18 protein-coding genes are annotated in these 17178 nt (G+C 69.5%); 7 read left to right on the top strand and 11 right to left on the bottom strand.

What is annotated here, in order from left to right; genetic code table 11:
• Window positions 1–31: 31 nt before the first annotated feature.
• From meaB to ACQEU1_RS31000, 3 genes are read right to left on the bottom strand one after another with little or no spacing between them, the layout of a single operon-like run.
• On the bottom strand, window positions 32–1024 hold the full coding sequence (gene meaB, locus ACQEU1_RS31010) for a methylmalonyl Co-A mutase-associated GTPase MeaB (RefSeq protein WP_433209307.1): 993 nt from the start codon (window positions 1022–1024) through the stop codon (window positions 32–34).
• Complete coding sequence (gene scpA / locus ACQEU1_RS31005; protein ID WP_433209304.1) at window positions 1017–3152, bottom strand: methylmalonyl-CoA mutase; 2136 nt, start codon at window positions 3150–3152, stop codon at window positions 1017–1019. Before scpA ends, meaB begins: the two co-directional genes overlap by 8 nt.
• Complete coding sequence (locus tag ACQEU1_RS31000) at window positions 3149–4924, bottom strand: methylmalonyl-CoA mutase family protein (protein ID WP_433209301.1); 1776 nt, start codon at window positions 4922–4924, stop codon at window positions 3149–3151. Before ACQEU1_RS31000 ends, scpA begins: the two co-directional genes overlap by 4 nt.
• A 114-nt stretch (window positions 4925–5038) precedes the next feature.
• Between ACQEU1_RS31000 and ACQEU1_RS30995 the strand changes: the two genes are divergently transcribed.
• The 3 genes from ACQEU1_RS30995 to ACQEU1_RS30985 are packed head-to-tail and all read left to right on the top strand — an operon-like array spanning window position 5039 to window position 9051.
• Entirely contained in the window at window positions 5039–6652 is a 1614-nt protein-coding gene (locus ACQEU1_RS30995; RefSeq protein WP_433209298.1) for a serine/threonine-protein kinase, read from the top strand.
• 9 nt (window positions 6653–6661) lie between these two features.
• A complete protein-coding gene (locus ACQEU1_RS30990) occupies window positions 6662–7453 on the top strand; it encodes a purine-nucleoside phosphorylase (protein WP_433209295.1) in 792 nt (263 codons plus the stop codon).
• On the top strand, window positions 7450–9051 hold the full coding sequence (locus ACQEU1_RS30985; RefSeq protein ID WP_433209292.1) for a phospho-sugar mutase: 1602 nt from the start codon (window positions 7450–7452) through the stop codon (window positions 9049–9051). The genes ACQEU1_RS30990 and ACQEU1_RS30985 overlap by 4 nt, the downstream gene beginning before the upstream one ends.
• Here the strand turns inward: ACQEU1_RS30985 and ACQEU1_RS30980 are convergent.
• Together ACQEU1_RS30980 and ACQEU1_RS30975 are read right to left on the bottom strand one after the other, a co-directional pair.
• Window positions 9048–9386 carry a hypothetical protein gene (locus ACQEU1_RS30980; RefSeq protein ID WP_433209289.1) on the bottom strand — a complete coding sequence of 113 codons (339 nt, stop codon included), beginning with the start codon at window positions 9384–9386 and terminating at the stop codon, window positions 9048–9050. The genes ACQEU1_RS30985 and ACQEU1_RS30980 overlap by 4 nt on opposite strands.
• A gap of 21 nt (window positions 9387–9407) precedes the next feature.
• Complete coding sequence (locus ACQEU1_RS30975; protein WP_433209287.1) at window positions 9408–10034, bottom strand: class I SAM-dependent methyltransferase; 627 nt, start codon at window positions 10032–10034, stop codon at window positions 9408–9410.
• A 70-nt stretch (window positions 10035–10104) separates the two neighbouring features.
• Here ACQEU1_RS30975 and ACQEU1_RS30970 point away from each other — a divergent pair, with 70 nt between their 5' ends.
• Window positions 10105–10557: a flavodoxin family protein gene (locus ACQEU1_RS30970; protein WP_433209284.1), complete on the top strand. Its 453-nt coding sequence runs from the start codon at window positions 10105–10107 to the stop codon at window positions 10555–10557.
• A gap of 70 nt (window positions 10558–10627) precedes the next feature.
• Here ACQEU1_RS30970 and ACQEU1_RS30965 read toward each other — a convergent pair whose 3' ends face one another.
• The 4 genes from ACQEU1_RS30965 to ACQEU1_RS30950 are packed head-to-tail and all read right to left on the bottom strand — an operon-like array spanning window position 10628 to window position 12624.
• Window positions 10628–11539 carry an aldo/keto reductase gene (locus ACQEU1_RS30965; protein ID WP_433211877.1) on the bottom strand — a complete coding sequence of 304 codons (912 nt, stop codon included), beginning with the start codon at window positions 11537–11539 and terminating at the stop codon, window positions 10628–10630.
• A 47-nt stretch (window positions 11540–11586) separates the two neighbouring features.
• Window positions 11587–11964: a MerR family transcriptional regulator gene (locus ACQEU1_RS30960; protein ID WP_433209281.1), complete on the bottom strand. Its 378-nt coding sequence runs from the start codon at window positions 11962–11964 to the stop codon at window positions 11587–11589.
• 34 nt (window positions 11965–11998) lie between these two features.
• The gene (locus ACQEU1_RS30955; RefSeq protein ID WP_089914793.1) at window positions 11999–12385 is read right to left on the bottom strand and encodes a type II toxin-antitoxin system death-on-curing family toxin; all 387 of its coding nucleotides are present in this window, start codon (window positions 12383–12385) and stop codon (window positions 11999–12001) included.
• Between the two features lie 32 nt (window positions 12386–12417).
• Window positions 12418–12624 carry a type II toxin-antitoxin system VapB family antitoxin gene (locus tag ACQEU1_RS30950; protein ID WP_382443441.1) on the bottom strand — a complete coding sequence of 69 codons (207 nt, stop codon included), beginning with the start codon at window positions 12622–12624 and terminating at the stop codon, window positions 12418–12420.
• Between the two features lie 55 nt (window positions 12625–12679).
• Here ACQEU1_RS30950 and ACQEU1_RS30945 point away from each other — a divergent pair, with 55 nt between their 5' ends.
• Complete coding sequence (locus ACQEU1_RS30945; RefSeq protein WP_433209276.1) at window positions 12680–13279, top strand: TetR/AcrR family transcriptional regulator; 600 nt, start codon at window positions 12680–12682, stop codon at window positions 13277–13279.
• A gap of 92 nt (window positions 13280–13371) precedes the next feature.
• Here the strand turns inward: ACQEU1_RS30945 and ACQEU1_RS30940 are convergent, their stop codons facing one another.
• Window positions 13372–14673, bottom strand: coding sequence for a glycoside hydrolase family 18 protein (locus ACQEU1_RS30940; RefSeq protein ID WP_433209273.1), 1302 nt, complete (start codon window positions 14671–14673; stop codon window positions 13372–13374).
• A 95-nt stretch (window positions 14674–14768) separates the two neighbouring features.
• Window positions 14769–15392, bottom strand: a complete 624-nt coding sequence (gene upp, locus ACQEU1_RS30935) for a uracil phosphoribosyltransferase (RefSeq protein WP_433209270.1) — start codon at window positions 15390–15392, stop codon at window positions 14769–14771.
• A 33-nt stretch (window positions 15393–15425) separates the two neighbouring features.
• On the opposite strand from upp, the gene ACQEU1_RS30930 reads away from it, so the two are divergent.
• Window positions 15426–16037, top strand: coding sequence for a maleylpyruvate isomerase family mycothiol-dependent enzyme (locus ACQEU1_RS30930; RefSeq protein ID WP_433209267.1), 612 nt, complete (start codon window positions 15426–15428; stop codon window positions 16035–16037).
• Window positions 16038–16071: 34 nt separating this feature from the next.
• Window positions 16072–17067 carry a Gfo/Idh/MocA family protein gene (locus tag ACQEU1_RS30925; protein WP_433209264.1) on the top strand — a complete coding sequence of 332 codons (996 nt, stop codon included), beginning with the start codon at window positions 16072–16074 and terminating at the stop codon, window positions 17065–17067.
• Window positions 17068–17178 lie beyond the last annotated feature (111 nt).

Genomic DNA, 17178 nt, shown 5'->3' with positions numbered 1-17178 from the left:
CGATCGAAGGTCACCCAAACTAGTTAAGCGCCTACCGAGAGTCCGATTGGAACGCCTTCAAAATCTGCTCGGCCGCAAGGGTGGCGGTGAGCTCTCCCAGCCGGACCTTCTCTTCGAGAGCGGAGGCGAGCGACCGCACGGCGGGGCTCTCGCGCACCTGCCGCCACAGTTCGTCGTGGACCATCATCCAGGTCCACTCGACCTGCTGACGTCGACGTCGCTCGTCCAGTTCACCGGCGTCCTCCAGCGTCCGCCGGTGTTCCAGCACGCGGGACCAGAGGTCGTCGAGACCGGTTCCGGTGAGACCCGAGCAGGTGAGCACGGGCGGGTGCCACAGCGCGTCCGGCGGGCGCAGCAGCTTGAGCGCCCCCGCCAGTTCGCGCGCGGCCTTGCGGGCGTCCAGCTCGTGGTCGCCGTCGGCCTTGTTGACCGCGATGACGTCCGCGAGCTCCAGGATGCCCTTCTTGATGCCCTGGAGCTGGTCGCCGGTGCGGGCGAGCGTCAGGAAGAGCGAGCAGTCCGTCATGTTGGCCACGGCCACCTCGGACTGGCCGACGCCGACCGTCTCGACCAGCACGACGTCGAACCCGGCTGCCTCGACCAGCACGATCGTCTCGCGGGTGGCCTGCGCGACGCCGCCGAGCGTGCCGGACGTGGGCGAGGGCCGGATGAACGCCCTGCGGTCGACCGAGAGCCGCTGCATGCGCGTCTTGTCGCCCAGAATGCTGCCGCCGGTGCGGGTCGAGGACGGGTCGACGGCGAGCACCGCGACCCGGTGGCCCTGCTCGGTCAGCGCGGTGCCGAGGGCGTCGATGAACGTCGACTTGCCGACGCCGGGGACGCCGGTGATGCCGACGCGGATCGCGTTGCCCGACTTCGGCAGCAGCTCGACCAGCAGCTCCTGGGCCTTCGCCCGGTGGTCCGACCGCTTGGACTCGACGAGCGTGATGGCCCTGGCCAGCACGCCGCGGTTGCCGTCGAGGACGCCTTTCACGAGCTCGGCGACGTCGATCGTCCTAGCCATGGTGTCCGAGCTGCTTCGCGAGTTTCACCAGGAGGTCCTTGGCCGCGTCCGCGATCACCGTGCCGGGCGGGAAGATCGCCGCCGCGCCCGCCGCGTACAGCTCGTCGAAGTCCTGCGGCGGGATCACACCGCCGACGACGATCATGATGTCCTCGCGGCCGAGCTTGGTCAGTTCTTCCTTGAGCGCCGGGACGAGCGTGAGGTGGCCGGCGGCGAGCGAGCTGACGCCGACGATGTGCACGTCGGCCTCCACCGCCTGCAGCGCGACCTCCTCCGGCGTCTGGAACAGCGGGCCGACGTCGACGTCGAAGCCGAGGTCCGCGAACGCCGTGGCGATCACCTTCTGGCCGCGGTCGTGCCCGTCCTGCCCCATCTTGGCGACGAGGATGCGCGGGCGGCGTCCTTCCTCCTCCGCGAACGCCTCGACGACCTCGCGGCAAGCGTCCACGTTGGACACGGATCCGACCTCCTGCCGGTACACCCCGGAGATGGTGCGGATCTGCGCGCTGTGCCGGCCCCACACCTTGCCGAGCGACTCGGAGATCTCGCCGACAGTGGCCTTGGCGCGGGCGGCGTTGATCGCCAGCTCCAGCAGGTTGCCCTCGCCGGTCGCCGCCCTCGTGAGCGCGTCCAGCGCACTGTCCACAGCGGACTGGTCGCGTTCTTCCCTGAGCCTGCGCAGCTTTTCGAGCTGCTGGGCGCGCACGCCCGCGTTGTCGACCTTGAGGACCTCGATCTGCTCGTCGTTGGTCACCAGGTACTTGTTGACGCCGATGACGGGCTGGCGGCCCGAGTCGATGCGCGCCTGGGTGCGCGCCGCCGCCTCCTCGATGCGCAGCTTGGGAATGCCGTCGTCGATCGCGCGGGCCATGCCGCCGGCCTTCTCGACCTCGGTGATGTGCTCCCACGCCTTGGCGGCGAGCTCGTTCGTGAGGCGCTCGACGTACGCGCTGCCGCCCCACGGGTCGATGACGCGCGTCGTGCCCGATTCCTGTTGCAGCAGCAGCTGCGTGTTGCGCGCGATGCGTGCCGAGAAGTCGGTGGGCAGCGCGAGTGCTTCGTCGAGTGCGTTGGTGTGCAACGACTGCGTGTGGCCCTGCGTCGCCGCCATCGCCTCGACGCACGTGCGCGCGACGTTGTTGAACACGTCCTGCGCGGTGAGGCTCCACCCGCTCGTCTGGCAGTGGGTGCGCAGGCTCAGCGACTTCTGCGACTTCGGCTCGAAGTCGTTGACCAGCTTGGCCCAGAGCAGCCGCGCGGCCCGCATCTTGGCGATCTCCATGAAGAAGTTCATGCCGATCGCCCAGAAGAAGCTCAGCCGCGGCGCGAACCTGTCGACGTCCAGCCCGGCTTCGCGACCGGCCCGGATGTACTCGACGCCGTCCGCGAGCGTGTACGCCAGCTCCAGGTCGGCCGTCGCCCCTGCTTCCTGCATGTGGTAGCCGGAGATCGAGATGGAGTTGTACTTCGGCATGTGCTGGGAGGTGAAGGAGAAGATGTCGGAGATGATCCGCATCGACTGCTTCGGCGGGTAGATGTAGGTGTTGCGGACCATGAACTCCTTGAGGATGTCGTTCTGGATGGTCCCCATGAGCTGCTCCGGTTTCACCCCCTGTTCCTCCGCCGCCACCACGAACAGGGCGAGGACCGGCAGCACCGCGCCGTTCATCGTCATCGACACGGACATCTTGTCGAGCGGGATGCCGTCGAACAGCGTGCGCATGTCGTAGATGGAGTCGATGGCCACGCCCGCCATGCCCACGTCACCGGCGACGCGCGGGTGGTCGGAGTCGTAGCCGCGGTGGGTCGCGAGGTCGAACGCGACGGACAGGCCCTTCTGCCCGGCCGCGAGGTTGCGGCGGTAGAAGGCGTTCGACTCCTCCGCTGTGGAGAAGCCCGCGTACTGGCGGACGGTCCACGGCTGGTTGACGTACATCGTGGGGTACGGGCCGCGGAGGAAGGGCGCGACACCGGGATAGGTCTGGAGGAAGTCCAAGCCCTCGGTGTCCTCCGGGCCGTAGACGGGCTTGACCGCGATGCCTTCCGGGGTCTCCCAGTTCGGCAGGTCGGTCTCGTACTTGGCCTGCGGGAGGGCGCCGAGGTCGATGTCCGCGAAGTTGGGGATCATCGCTCCGCTCCCTGGGTCTTCTCGATGGCGAGGAACTCGTAGGTGTTGTTCAGAACTTCCAGCGCCGGGCAGCCCATGAACACGAAGCCGTCGACGTGGGCGTCTGTCTTCTTGCCCGCGAGGAGTACCCGCTCGGCACCCGCTTCGCGCAGGGCCTCGACGGTGGCGACCGCCTGGTCGGCGTAGCTGGAGTCGCTGCCGCACAAGACCGCGATGCGCGCGCCTGACTCCTTGAACTGCTGCGCCACTTCTTCGGGTGTTCTGGTGGGGCCGGCGTTCGGGGTGGCGAAGCCGCCCGCGTTGAAGAGGTTCGCCGCGAAGGTGGCGCGGGCGGTGTGAGCGGCTACGGGGCCGAGAGTCGCCAGGAAGACCTGCGGGCGTTCGGGCTGGGCGTCGGCGAGGTCGCGCAGCTCCTCGAAGGCCTGTGCATAACGCACCTGCGGCAGCCCGAAATTGTCAGACCTGCTTGAGAAACTTGGAGTGGGGGGCGAATCCCCCCAGGGGGCCTGCGAGTCGGAATCGATTCCGGAGGGTTCGCGGACGACGGGCTTCTCGGTGAGGTTCGGGAACTCGCTGACGCCCGTGATCGGGTCGCTGCGATCCGCCAGCCGAGCCGACCGCGCGGCCCACGTCGACGCGATCCGCCCCGCCACCAACGATCCCGCCGAGCCGATCCCCCCGGCCCGTTCGATCTCCTGGAACCAGGCCCAGGCCTGCCGGGCCAGCCCGTCCGTCAGCTGCTCCACGTACCAGGACCCGGCCGCCGGGTCGATCACCTCGCCGAGGTGCGACTCCTCCAGCAGCAGGTTCTGCGTGTTGCGGGCGATCCGCCGCGCGAACTCGTCCGGCAGCCCGATCGCCGCGTCGAACGGCTGCACCGTCACGGAATCCGCCCCGCCGAGCCCGGCCGCCAGGCACGCGACGGTCGTGCGCAGCATGTTCACCCACGGATCGCGGCGGGTCATCATCGCCGACGACGTCACGGCGTGCTGCACCTGAACCGCGGACACCCCGGACACCTCGGCCACCCGAGCCCACAACCGCCGCGCCGCCCGCAGCTTCGCGATCGTCGTGAACTGGTCGGCGGTGGCGGCGAAGCGGAACTCCAGCGAGGCGAAGGCCTCCGCCTCGGAGAAACCCGCCGCCGTCAGAGCACGCAGGTACGAGACGCCCAGCGCCAAGGACGCGCCGAGCTCCTCCGCGTCGGAACCGCCGGCGTCGTGGAACGGCAACGCGTCCACCACACAGGTCCGCAGCGAGGGGAACTCGGCAGCCGCGCGGATGACGTCGAGGGCCTCGCCGAACGGCGCCAGCCCCAGGTTGCCGCGCACCTCGGAGGCCAGCACCGGAGCCCGGTCCCACACCCGCAGCATGGCGCGCGCCAAGTCCACCGAACCGTCGAGCACCACCGGTGCGAGGTCCAGGTAGACGCCGTCCAGCAGGCGTTCCAGCGACGACGGCGGCACGGCGAGCCACAACGAGGTGACGCCGCCCTCCAGGTCGTTCATCACCGCCACCGGATCGGGTACGGCGTGCCGCTGCCGGACGTCCCAGCCCTGGCGCACGGGTGCCAGCGCGTAGGGCACGGGCAGGGCGTCGGAGAGGGTGTAGAGCGGCTGGAGCTCGAGGCCGTCGTACGTCTTCGTGACCAGGGAGTCGTAGCTCGCGCCGGTCTTGCGGAGGACGGCGTCGACCAGCTCACGCCACTGCTCCCGCGACGCGGCGGGGAACTCGTTCGGGCGGAATTCGGCGGGCAAGGCCAACTCCATCATGCGTTGCAGTGTTACCGACCAGTACCGACACGGCTATGTGAGGTTCACCGCCGTTAACGATGCAGTCAGTGTGTCAGGAAGAATGGGAACGTGGAGAACGGTGACCAGGATCGCTTGATCGCGGCTAGGTACCGGCTGCTGCACCTGCTGGGCCAGGGCTCGATGGGCACCGTCTGGGCCGCCCACGACGAGGTGCTGCGCAGGCAGGTCGCGGTCAAGGGGATCCTGCGGCCTCCCGGCATGCCCGATGTCGAGGCCGACCTGCTGCGGGAGCGGACGATGCGCGAGGCGCGGGCCGTCGCCGCGCTGTCGCACCCGAACCTCGTGACGCTCTACGACGTCGTGCAGCACGACGGCGACCCGTACGTGGTGATGGAGCTCGTGCCGTCGCGCAGTCTCGGCGAGGTGTTGCAGGAGCAAGGCTGTCTCACCGAGAAGCAGGGCGCCGCGGTGCTGGACGCGGTGGCGGCGGCGTTGGCGTCGGCGCACCGCGCGGGCATCACGCACCGGGACGTGAAGCCCGGCAACGTCCTCATCGCCGACGACGGCCGGGTGAAGCTCACCGACTTCGGCATCGCGCGCAACGTCGCCGAGGCCACGATGACCGCGCGCGGCATCACGCTCGGCACGCCCGCCTACATCGCGCCCGAGGTGGCGCAGGGCGGTGACGTGTCGGCGGCCGCCGACCGGTGGTCGCTCGGCGCGACGATGTGGGCCGCGATGGCGGGCGAGCCGCCGTACGTCGGCAGGAACGTCATGCAGACGATCAACGCGGTGATCCACGGCGAGGTGCCGGTGCCGGCGGGCGCGCACCGGCTCTCCCCCGTGATCAGCGGGTTGATGCGCAAGGACCCCGACGACCGGCTGTCGCTCGTCGACGTCCGCAAGCAGGTCTACGCGCTGCTGCCGGAGCCGGGCACGGACGCGTTCGAGGTGCGCAACCCGGTGCCGTTGCCGGTGGTCGTGCGGCCCAAGCCGAAGATCCAGCCGGACGCGCCGCTGGCCGACGACCCCGGGCCGTTGCCGTTCCTCGTCACCAAGCCCATCGAGCCGACCCGCCGCCGCAGTCGTGTCGCGACGACGTTCGTGCTGGTCGCGGCCGTGCTGTTGTTCATCGTGGGTTCGGGCGGCGGGTTCGCGCTGACCAGGTACGCGGCGGGCGCGTCCCTGCTGCCGCCGACCGAGCAGACGCTGCCCACGCTGCCGACCCTGCCCACGTCGGCGACGCTGCAGCAGCGCACCGCGTCGGCCGCGTTCGCGAACGGCGACCAGGGCGGCAAGTTCACGTTGAGCGTCGAGGAGAGCTGGTCCACCTACGCCGAGCAACGGGTGGGCGACTCGTGGTTGCCGGCGTCCGCGGTGGTGCACTTCGTGTCCGGCAGCGGCGCGTACGAGGTGACGGTCCGGCGGTTCCCCGAGTTCTACCCGAAGCGCGACATCGAGGCGTACGTCACCGGCGTGGCCGCGCACTGGCCCAACGCGTTCTTCGGCGGCGAGAAGGTGGCGACGCCGAACCTCGCGGGGCCGCGCAGCGAGGACAGCATCCAGCTCGTCTACAAGACCGCGGAGGGCGAGGGCCGCGACGCGCTGCGGAGGTCGCACTTCTCGCGAGTGCTGCCGTACGGCAACGACCTGTGGGTGGTCGAGGTGATCGTGCCCACGGAGCAGGAGGACGAGGCTCGCGCGCGTCTCTTCGACGCGATCGCCTCCACCTTCGCCCCGGTTTAAGCTCTCGCGGTGACTCCAGAAGAGCTGGCCGGCAAGGCCGCGGAAGAGATCCAGAGCCGCACCGGCAACGCGAAGCACGACATCGCCATCGTGCTCGGCTCCGGCTGGCGGCCCGCCGCCGACGTGATCGGTGACCCGGTCACGGAGATCCCGGTGGGCGAGCTGACGGGCTTCGAGGCGCCGACCGCGCTCGGCCACGGCGGCACCATCCGTTCCGTCGAGGTCGGCGGCAAGAAGGTCCTCGTCGTGCTCGGCCGCACCCACGGCTACGAGGGCAAGGGCATCCAGAAGGTCGTCCACGGCGTGCGCACGGTCGCGGCCGCGGGCGTGAAGACGGTCGTGCTCACGAACGCGGCCGGTGGCCTGCGGCAGGGCATGTCCGTCGGGCAGCCGGTGCTGATCTCCGACCACCTGAACCTGACGGCGTTGTCGCCGCTGGTCGGGGCGCGGTTCGTGGACCTCACGGACCTGTACTCGCCGCGGCTGCGCAAGGTCGCGCAGGAGATCGACTCCTCGTTGGAGGAGGGCGTGTACGCGGGTCTGCCCGGTCCGCACTTCGAGACGCCCGCCGAGATCCGGATGCTGCGCACGATGGGCGCGGACCTGGTCGGCATGTCGACCGTGCACGAGGCGATCGCCGCGCGCGCCGAGGGTGTCGAGGTGTTCGGGTTGTCGCTGGTCACGAACCTCGCGGCGGGCATCACCGGTGAGCCGCTGAACCACCAGGAGGTGCTGGAGGCCGGCGCCGCTGCCGCCGAGCGCATGGGCACGCTGCTGCGCGAGCTGGTGGCGCGGGCATGAGCCTGACGCCGGCACTGCGCGACGCGACGTTCCGGTGGATCGCCGACGACCCGTCGGACGCGACCCGGACCGAGCTGCAGACCGTGTTGGCACGGGCGATGGGCGGCGACCCCGCCGCGTTGGAGGACCTCCAAGACCGCATGGCCGGACCGCTCACGTTCGGCACGGCCGGGCTGCGCGGGCCGGTGCGCGCGGGCACGAACGGCATGAACGTCGCCACCGTGGTCCGCACGACGGCAGGCCTGGCAGCGTGGCTCGCGTCGCCGGGCCTGGTGTTCGTGGGCCGCGACGCCCGGCACGGTTCCGAGGACTTCGCCGTGGCCGCCGCCGAGGTGATGGCGGCGGCGGGGTTCGAGGTGAAGCTGCTGCCGGGGCCGTTGCCGACGCCCGTGCTGGCGTACCTGGTGCGCGCACACGGTGCGGTGGCGGGGATCCAGATCACCGCGTCGCACAACCCACCCGCGGACAACGGCTACAAGCTCTACCTGAGTGGCGGTTCGCAGATCGTGCCGCCGTCGGACGGCGAGATCGAGAAGGCGATCGAGGCGGTTCCGGCGGCGGTGTCCGTGCCGCGGAACGTCACGTACACAACGCTTTCCGACGAGGACGTCGACGCGTACCTGGACCGGGTGGCGTCACTGCCGCGCGGCAACTCGCGGTCGTTGAAGATCGCGCTGACGCCGATGCACGGCGTGGGCGGCGCGTTCGCCGTGGAAGCGTTGCGGCGCGCGGGTTTCACCGACGTGCACGTGGTGCGGTCGCAGGCGGTGCCGGACCCGGACTTCCCGACCGTGGTGTTCCCGAACCCGGAGGAGCCCGGCGCGTCCGACGAGCTGCTCTCCCTTGCGGCGTCGGTGGACGCGGACCTGGCCATCGCGCTGGACCCGGACGCGGACCGGTGCGCGCTGGGCGTTCGGGACGGCTCGTCGTGGCGGATGCTGCGCGGCGACGAGACGGGCGTGCTGCTCGGTTCGCTCGTGCTGTCGACCACGGAGTCCACGGATCCGTTGGTGGCAACGACGATCGTGTCGTCGTCGCTGCTTCGCTCGATCGCTACCGCGCACGGCGCGAGGTACGCGGAGACGTTGACGGGCTTCAAGTGGCTGGCGCGCGCGGGCGAGGGCCTGGTGTTCGCCTACGAGGAAGCGCTCGGCAACTGCGTGGACCCGGAGTTCGTGGCGGACAAGGACGGCATCTCGGCCGCCGTCGTCGCCGCGGACCTCGCCGCGGGCCTGAAGGCGTCCGGGCGGACGTTGCTGGACGCGCTGGACCAGCTCGCGCTGGACCACGGCCTGCACCTGACCGACCAGGTCTCCTTGCGGTACACCGATCTCAGCCTGATCGGCGCGACGATGGCACGCCTGCGGTCGGCGCCGCCCGCGGAGTTCTCCTCCGAGGACCTGCTGCCCGGCGCGGACGTGCTGCGCTGGACCGCGGACGGCGTGCGGGTGATCGTGCGCCCGTCCGGCACGGAGCCGAAGCTCAAGGCGTACCTGGAGGTCGTCGAACCGGTCACGGACGGACTGGAGTCCGCCCGTGCGTCAGGTAGGGCCAGGCTGGCTGAGCTGCGGGAACGGGTGACCGAGCTGGTTTCCTAGGCGGTCACCAGCGCGATCGCCAGCGCGATCGCGGCGAGGACGAACCCCCCGCCGGCCACGAAGTAGGCCCTTCTGGTCGGCGGGGCGATCGCGTTGCGACGACCCTCGGTGACGGCCGCCACGGCGATCCGCCCGAAGATGTACGCGATCGCGCAGAGCCCCACGCCGAGCCCGAACAACATCGTGTTGATGTCCCACGGGCTGTGGTCGAACCCCGGCCACACGGACGCGAAGAGGGGCCCGATCCCGATCATCCCGACGCTGATCCCGAGGCCGAACCCCCAGGTGATGCGGCGCTGACGGGGACTGGTGTGCATTAGGGCGGTGGTCTTCATGGTCCCTCCTGTGTACACCCTTCAGGACGTGCTTCCGGCCGCGGGGTTCCGTTTGCCCATCAACAAGAACGCCTGCGGCCCGCCTTCGTCCACACCCTTCTGACGTTGCAACCGGGCCACTTCGTTGAACCCGGCTCGGGTCGCGTTGGTCACGGTCTCGTCCATGTCGTGCCAGTAGACGTTCAGGTCGACGTCGTGACCGTAGGCGTGGGTGAGCGGCTTTCGCTGGTCACCCAGTTTGAAGGCGTGCAGCAGGTGCCCGCCAGGCCTGAGGACGCGGTGGAACTCGTGCCACGGCACCTCATTCGCCGCCATGTGGACTGTCGAGTACCAGACGACGACGCCACCGAGGCTGTCGTCGGCGAGGTCGAGCGCGGTCATGTCGCCCTGGGTGAAGGTGAGGTGCGGGTACAGCCTTCTCGCCTGGTCGAGCATGCCGTCGGACAGGTCGATGCCTTCGACTTCCAGGCCGAGTTCGTGCAGGTGCCCGGTGATGCGGCCGGTGCCGCAGCCGATGTCCGCGACCGGGCCCTCGGTGAGCTCGGCGAAGGCGCGCATGAACGCGGCGTCGAGCGGGCGGCCGTCGTGCGCGTCGGGGATGAGGCGGGCGTAGTCGGCGGCGACGATGTCGTAGGAGGCGCGGGTCATGGTCATCCATGGTGCCGTTGAACGGCAGGACGAGGTTGCAGACTGGCGGATCAGCCGTCAGCGTGGCGGCATGCCTCGCCTCCTGATCGTCCACCACACGCCGTCGCCCGCCCTCCAGGCGATGTTCGAGGCCGTGGTCGCCGGCGCCTCCACCCCCGAGATCGAGGGCGTCGAGGTCGTCCGGCGAGCCGCGTTGTCCACAACCGCTGTGGATGTCCTGGAGGCCGACGGCTACCTGCTGGGGACGCCTGCCAACCTCGGCTACATGAGCGGTGCGTTGAAGCACTTCTTCGACACCGTCTACTACCCGTGTCTCGACTCCACGCGGGGCAGGCCGTACGGGCTTTACGTGCACGGCAACAACGACGTGGCAGGTGCGGTGCGCAGTGTGGAGACCGCCACTACCGGGTTGGGGTGGGCGAAGGTGGCCCCGCACGTCACCGTGACGGGTGACGTGGGCAAGGTCCAGGAAGAAGCTTGCTGGGAGCTCGGCGCGACTGTTGCGGCTCAGTTGTCCACATGAATCCAGGGTTGTCCACAGCCTCTTGTCCCCACCCTGTGGACAACCCTGGGGATATCTTCGAACGTATGTTCTAACGGCCGATCGAGCTCATGTCGGGGTACCGGTCACCTGCGGCGAAGGGGACGGCTGCCTCGATCGCGGCCAGGTCGTCGGCGGACAGCGACAGGGAGGCCGCCGCGACGTTCTCCTCCAGGTACTTGATCCGCTTGGTGCCCGGGATCGGCACGACGTCGGGCCCGCGGTGCTGCACCCACGCCAGGGCGAGCTGGCCCGCGGTCACGCCGCGCTCGGCGGCAAGAGCACGGAGCGCCTCGACCATGCGGAGGTTCGTGTCGAGGTTCGAGCCCGTGAAGCGCGGGTTCGCGGCGCGGAAGTCGCCGGCGCCGAAGTCCGCGGACGACGTGAAGCGGCCGGTCAGGACGCCGCGGCCGAGTGGCGAGTACGGCACGATGCCCACGCCCAGTTCGCGGGCGGTGGGCACGATCTCCGCCTCGATGTCGCGCGACCACAGCGACCACTCGCTCTGCAGCGCGGTGATCGGGTGCACGGCATGAGCCTTGCGCAGCGTGTCGGCCCCCGCCTCGGACAGGCCCAGGAAGCGCACCTTGCCCTCGGTGACCAGCTCGGACATCGCGCCGACGGTCTCCTCGATCGGCGCGTTCGTCGAGACCCGGTGCAGGTAGTAGAGGTCGATCACGTCGACGCCGAGGCGCTTCAGCGACCCCTCCACCGAGGCGCGCACGTACTCGCGGTCACCTCGCACCGAACGGCCGCCGTCCGCCGAGCGGACGATGCCGAACTTCGTGGCCAGGACCACCGAGGAACGGCGGTCCGCGATCGCGCGGCCCACCAGCTCCTCGTTGACGTGCGGCCCGTACATGTCGGCGGTGTCGAGCAGCGTGACGCCGAGCTCCAGGGCCCGGTGGATCACCGCGATCGACTCGGACTCGTCGCCCGCGCCGTAGAACTCCGACATTCCCATGCAGCCGAGCCCCTGCGGCCCGACCTCCAGCGATCCCAACAAACGGCTCACGCCGTCGCCTCCAAGTCACGCTCGACCACCGCGTAGTGGTCGATCTTGTAGTCGAGCACTTCCAGGTGCGTCTGCAGCTCCGCGATGCGGGCGCGGACGTCGTCGCGGTGCTCGACGAGGATTTGCTTGCGGCGGCCCGCGGTGTGGTCGCCCCTGTGCCGCAGCTGCGCGAACTCGCGCATCATGCGGATCGGCATGCCGGTCGTGCGCAGGCGCGTCACGAACGCCAGCCAGCCGAGGTCCTCTTCCGAGTAGCTGCGGCGGCCGCCCGAGTCACGCGCGGGCGGGTCGACGAGCCCGATTCGTTCGTAGTAGCGCAAGGTGTCGATGGACAACCCACTGCGCTGCGCGGCTTGGGCTATCGAGTAACTCACGCACTCGACGCTAAGACCTGGAGTGCACTCTAGGTCAAGCGGAATCCTTCGAGATGCCCCACGCCTCGAGGTGGCCCGCCATCTCCGGCACGTCGATCTTGTCCCGGCCGAGGGCGCGGACCAGGTCCAGCGCGTCGTCCTCGTCGGCGTCGATCCAGTAGCCGTTGATGTCGCACATCGTGACGGCGGCGACCCAGGCCAGCCGCCAGTTGCCCTCGACCAGAGGGCGGGTTCGGACGATCGAGTCGAGCAGCGCGGAGGACTTCAGCCACAGCGTGTCGTACGCCTCCACGCCGAGCACGGTGGCGCGGGGACGGTAGGCCGCCGTGTCCAGCAGGCCGATGTCCCTGACGAGGAGATCGCCACCGGTCACGGCCGTGGCCAGCACTAAGAGGTCCCCGGCGTCGAGGTAGGAGATCACGGCACCCAGTTGATCACAGAGGTCTGACAGTTTCAGGAAGAACCGAGCCTATCCAAAAGACCCCGGTACTTGGGCAGAACCCGCCCCAGAACCTCGCCGAGCTTTTCTTCCTGCTGCATGCGCTGGTAGCGATCCGCGATCGCCAGCCGCACGACCTCCTGCTTGGAGCGGCCCTCGGACTGCGCCAGCTCAGCGAGCCGCAGGTTCTCCTCGTCGGTCAACCGCAAGGTCATGGCCATCATCCGACGGTATCAACCTGATACCACTCAGGCCAGCCATCGTTAGGATTGCGTGATGCCGCGGCCCAAGACCCACGACGACGCTCTGCGACGGCGTCTGCTCCAGCGGGCGGGCGAGCTGCTCAGCACCGAAGGTCCCGCCGGGGTGAGCCTGCGCAAGATCGCCACCGACGTCAACACCTCGACCACCGCGGTCTATTCCCTCTTCGGCGGAAAACCAGCGCTGCTCGAGGCGCTCTACGACGAGGCGTTCACGCGGTTCGGCAGGAGCCTCGCGGCGGTGCCGGTGACGGACGACCCGGCGGAGGACCTCCTGCGGATCGGGCTCGCGTACCGGCGCAGCGCGCTGGAGGACCCGCAGTTCTACTCGGTGCTCTACTCGAAGGTCGTCGAGCACACGAAGGAGATGAGCCGCGCGGCCGGCCGGACGTTCGCGCCGGTGATCAACGCGGTGCGGCGGGCGGTGGAGCAGGGCGTCTACCTCGACGAGGACCCCGAGCAGATCGCGATGTCCATGTGGGGCATCGCACACGGCCTGGTGAGCCTGGAGCTCAACGGCAACCTGCCACCCGGCATCGACGCGGCCACCACGTACGAACTGGCGTTGCGCGCACACGGCCGTGGCTGGCGCACGGAGGCCGGCAAATCCCTTTAGAAAAGGCGGAATCCGGGGAGGCGGCCGCCGCGAAACCTCCCCGGACCCGCTGAACTGTCCGGTTAGGACAGTCCGTCTTCGGTGGTGCGGCCTTACTTCAGGGCGCCGTCGAGCGCCTTGATCAGTTCACCCTGTGGCGTGTCGCCGTCGAGCGACCAGATCATCGCGCCGCCGAGCCTGCGGTCGTTGATGTAGCGCGCCTTGCGCTTCATCTCGGTCGCGTCGTCGTAGGTCCACCAGGTCTTGCCGTCGTAGATCCACGCGAAACCGGCCTTCTCGTCGCGGTAGACCTTGTACGCGTTGCCGGGCTCGGAGAGCTTCGCCTTGATGCGGTGGAAGTCCTCGTACCCGTTCTCGTACTTGGCGGGCGCCGGCACACCCGTGCCGAACAGGCCGTTGCGCTTGCCGGGGGCGACGCCGTCCCAGCCGCGGCCGTAGAACGGCACGCCGAGCACTGCCTTCGACCGCGGCGCGCCGCGGGAGAGCCACGCGTTGACCGTCACCTCGGAGCTGAACTCGAACTCCGACGGGTCACCCTTCGGCACCTTCAGCGCGGACTGCTGGTTCGCCGGGGCGTCCCACGCACCGTGGTAGTCGTAGCCCTGGAGCGTGCCGAAAGTGAGGTAGCAGAACACCTTCGAGACCTCGAAGCCCCGGTCCACCTGGCGCGGGTCGGCCGGCAGGAACGCGGTCAGGTCGCGGTTCCAGCCCATCTGCTTCCGGTACTCGGCGAGCAGCTTGGTGAAGTTCTGCTTGTCCTCGGGGCGGATCACGTTGGGCGGGGTCGGGTTGCCCTCGCTCGACGGCCACTCCCAGTCGAGGTCGATGCCGTCGAAGACGCCCTTGGCGGCACCGGCGGGCAGACCGGGCAGGTCGCCCTTGATCCACATGTCGGTGCAGGACTTGACGTGTGCGGCGCGCGACTCGGCGGTCAGCGCGGCGTTGGAGAAGTAGCGGGAGCCCGTCCAGCCGCCCAGCGAGATGTTGATCCTCAGCTTGGGGTACTTGGCCTTGAGCTGCTTGAGCTGGTTCAGGTTGCCCATCAGCGCCTGGCCGGCCTCGTCGGCCTTGCCGCTCACGGACTGCTCGGCGGTGTAAGGCATCTGCCAGTCGGCCCACGGGTCCGAGCTGATGCACTTGCCCGCCTCGTCGAGGAAACCGAAGGCGTAGTTCAGGTGCGTGAGCCGCGCGGCGGCCCCGCTGTCCACGAGGTTCTTGACCCGGAAGTTCCGGTCGTACACGCCCCACTGGATGAAGTACCCGACGGTGCGGGTCTTCGAGATCCCGTGGTGCCCACTGGTCTCGACGTCGGCGTTCGCAGGCGCGGCAACGGCCAGCGAAGCTGACAGGGCGCCGACCGCGAGAGCGGCGACACCCCATCTCCGTCTGGACATGAGTCTCCTTGTATCGGACGCGGCAGCGGCGATGTGGTCCAGAGCACGATAGGCCTGAGGTCTAGACCACTGCTACGTCCGATCGGAGGTATGTCCTAAACCGCCCCGTACAGACGGTCACCGGCGTCACCGAGACCGGGCACGATGAAGCCCGAGTCGTTCAGCCGCTCGTCCACCGACGCCGTGACGAGCCGGCACGGGAGCTTCGAGTCCTCCAGGTGGTTGATCCCCTCTGGCGCCGCGAGCACGCAGATCGCGGTCACGTCGGTGGCGCCACGCTGCGTGAGCAGGCGGATCGTGTAGGCCATCGAGCCTCCGGTGGCCAGCATCGGATCCAGCACGAACACCGGCCTTCCGGCGAGACTTTCGGGCAACGACTCCATGTACGGGGTCGGCTGGAGCGTCTCCTCGTCGCGCGCGAGCCCGACGAACCCCATCTGCGCGTCGGGGATCAGCTTGTGCGCCTGGTCGGCCATGCCCAGCCCCGCCCGCAGCACGGGCACGAGCAGCGGCGGGTTTGCCAGCGCGTACCCGGTGGTACGAGCAACCGGGGTGTGCGTGCGGTCTTCCTTCAGCGGCGCCTCGCGCATCGCTTCGTAGACCAGCATCACGGTCAGTTCCTGCAGCGCGGCGCGGAATGCGGCATTGTCCGTGCGCGCGTCACGCATCGTTGTGAGTCTCGCCTTGGCGAGTGGATGATCGACGACCAGGACGTCCATGCACGACACCGTAACCGCTGGGAGGAGCTAGGGGTGTTCGAAGAGATCTACCGCGAGGCACGGCAGCGCATCGTCGGCCTGACCATGGGCCTCGGCCCCGGCGAGCTGGCGCTGACCGTCCCCGCCTGTCCGGAGTGGACCGTGCACCAGGTGGTCGCGCACCTGTCCGGCGAGGCGTCCGATCTGGTCGCCGGGCGCATGGAGGGCGCGCCGTCGGACGAGTGGACCGCGCGGCACGTCGCCGAACGCGCCGGGGTCCCGGTGACGGACCTGCTGGAGCAGTGGAACGCCAGCGGCGACAAGATCGCCGAGATGGAGCGGATGCCGTTCCAGCTCGCGATGGACGCCATCACGCACGAGGCCGACCTCCGCGCGACGCTCGGCCGGGAACGCCTGCCGGACACCGCGTGGCAGCCGACCCTGGTGTGGCTCGCGCCGCGGCGGCTGAAGAACGTGACCGTCAGGACCGAGTTCGGCGTGCTCGGCGACGGCCCGATCACGCTGGAGGTCGACGGCTACGAGCTGTGGCGCGCGTTCTTCGGCAGGCGGTCGCGCCGGCAGATGGAGTCGTGGGCGTGGTCCGACCCGTCCCCGATCGACGACGTGCCCTTCTTTCCCGTGAGGCAAACCGACCTGACGGAGTAAACGCCGTTAACTGAAGAGGTGTAGGGTCTGCCGCGTGACAGACCACGTGCGCATTGGAGTGCTCGGCGCGGCCACGATCGCGCCCACCGCGGTGATCCGCCCGGCCCGCTCCTCGACGGTCGCCGAGGTCGTGGCCGTGGCGGCGCGGTCCTCGGAACGAGCGCAGGTGTTCGCCGACAAGCACGGCATCGCGCGCGTGCACGGGTCGTACGAGGACCTGCTGGCGGACCCGGCCGTCGACGCCGTCTACAACCCGCTGCCCAACAGCCTGCACGGCAGGTGGACGCTCGCCGCGCTGGAGGCGGGCAAGCACGTCCTGTGCGAGAAGCCCTTCACCGCCAACGCTTCCGAAGCACGCGAGGTGGCTGACGCCGCCGACGCGTCCGGGCTCGTGGTGATGGAGGCGTTCCACTACCGCTACCACCCGCTCGCGCTGCGGATCGCCGAGATCATCGAGTCCGGCGTGCTCGGCCCGCTGCGGCACGTCGAGGCCACCGTCGCGTTCCCGCTGCCGGTGTTCTCCAACATCCGCTACGACTACTCGCTCGCGGGCGGCGCCATGATGGACGCCGGCTGCTACGCCGTGCACATGGCACGCCTGCTGGGCGGTGGCGAGGAACCCGAGGTGCGCTCCGCGAAAGCGTTGCTGCGCGGGCCTTCCATCGACCGCGCGATGAAGGCGTCGTTGCGCTTCCCGTCGGGCCACACGGGTTCGGTGACCGCGTCGCTGTGGTCGTCGACCGTGCTGAAGCTGTCGATGAAGGCGATCGGCGAGAACGGGACGCTCTCCGTCTTCAACCCGCTCGGCCCGCAGGCGTACCACCGGCTGACGCTGAAGCTGCGCGACCGCAAGACGTCCGAGTCGTTCGGCAGGCGCGCGACCTACGCTTACCAGCTCGACGCGTTCACCGACGCCGTCCTGCACGGCAAGCCGTTCCCGACGACCGCGGACGACGCCGTGCGGAACATGACGGTGATCGACGCGATCTACCGGGCGGCCGGTCTGCCGCTGCGGCAGCCGGCCCAGTGACGGTCACGAACCCGTTGCGATGACCACCTGATCAGGGGGCCCGACAACCCGATCCGGGAGTAAAGAATCGACAAAGCGACTCCGAAAAGTCTCATAGCCAGTTGAGACGCG

It is taken from the genome of Lentzea sp. CA-135723, assembly GCF_050936595.1.
GTDB lineage: Bacteria > Actinomycetota > Actinomycetes > Mycobacteriales > Pseudonocardiaceae > Lentzea.
This window is presented reverse-complemented; position numbering and strand designations above follow the sequence as displayed.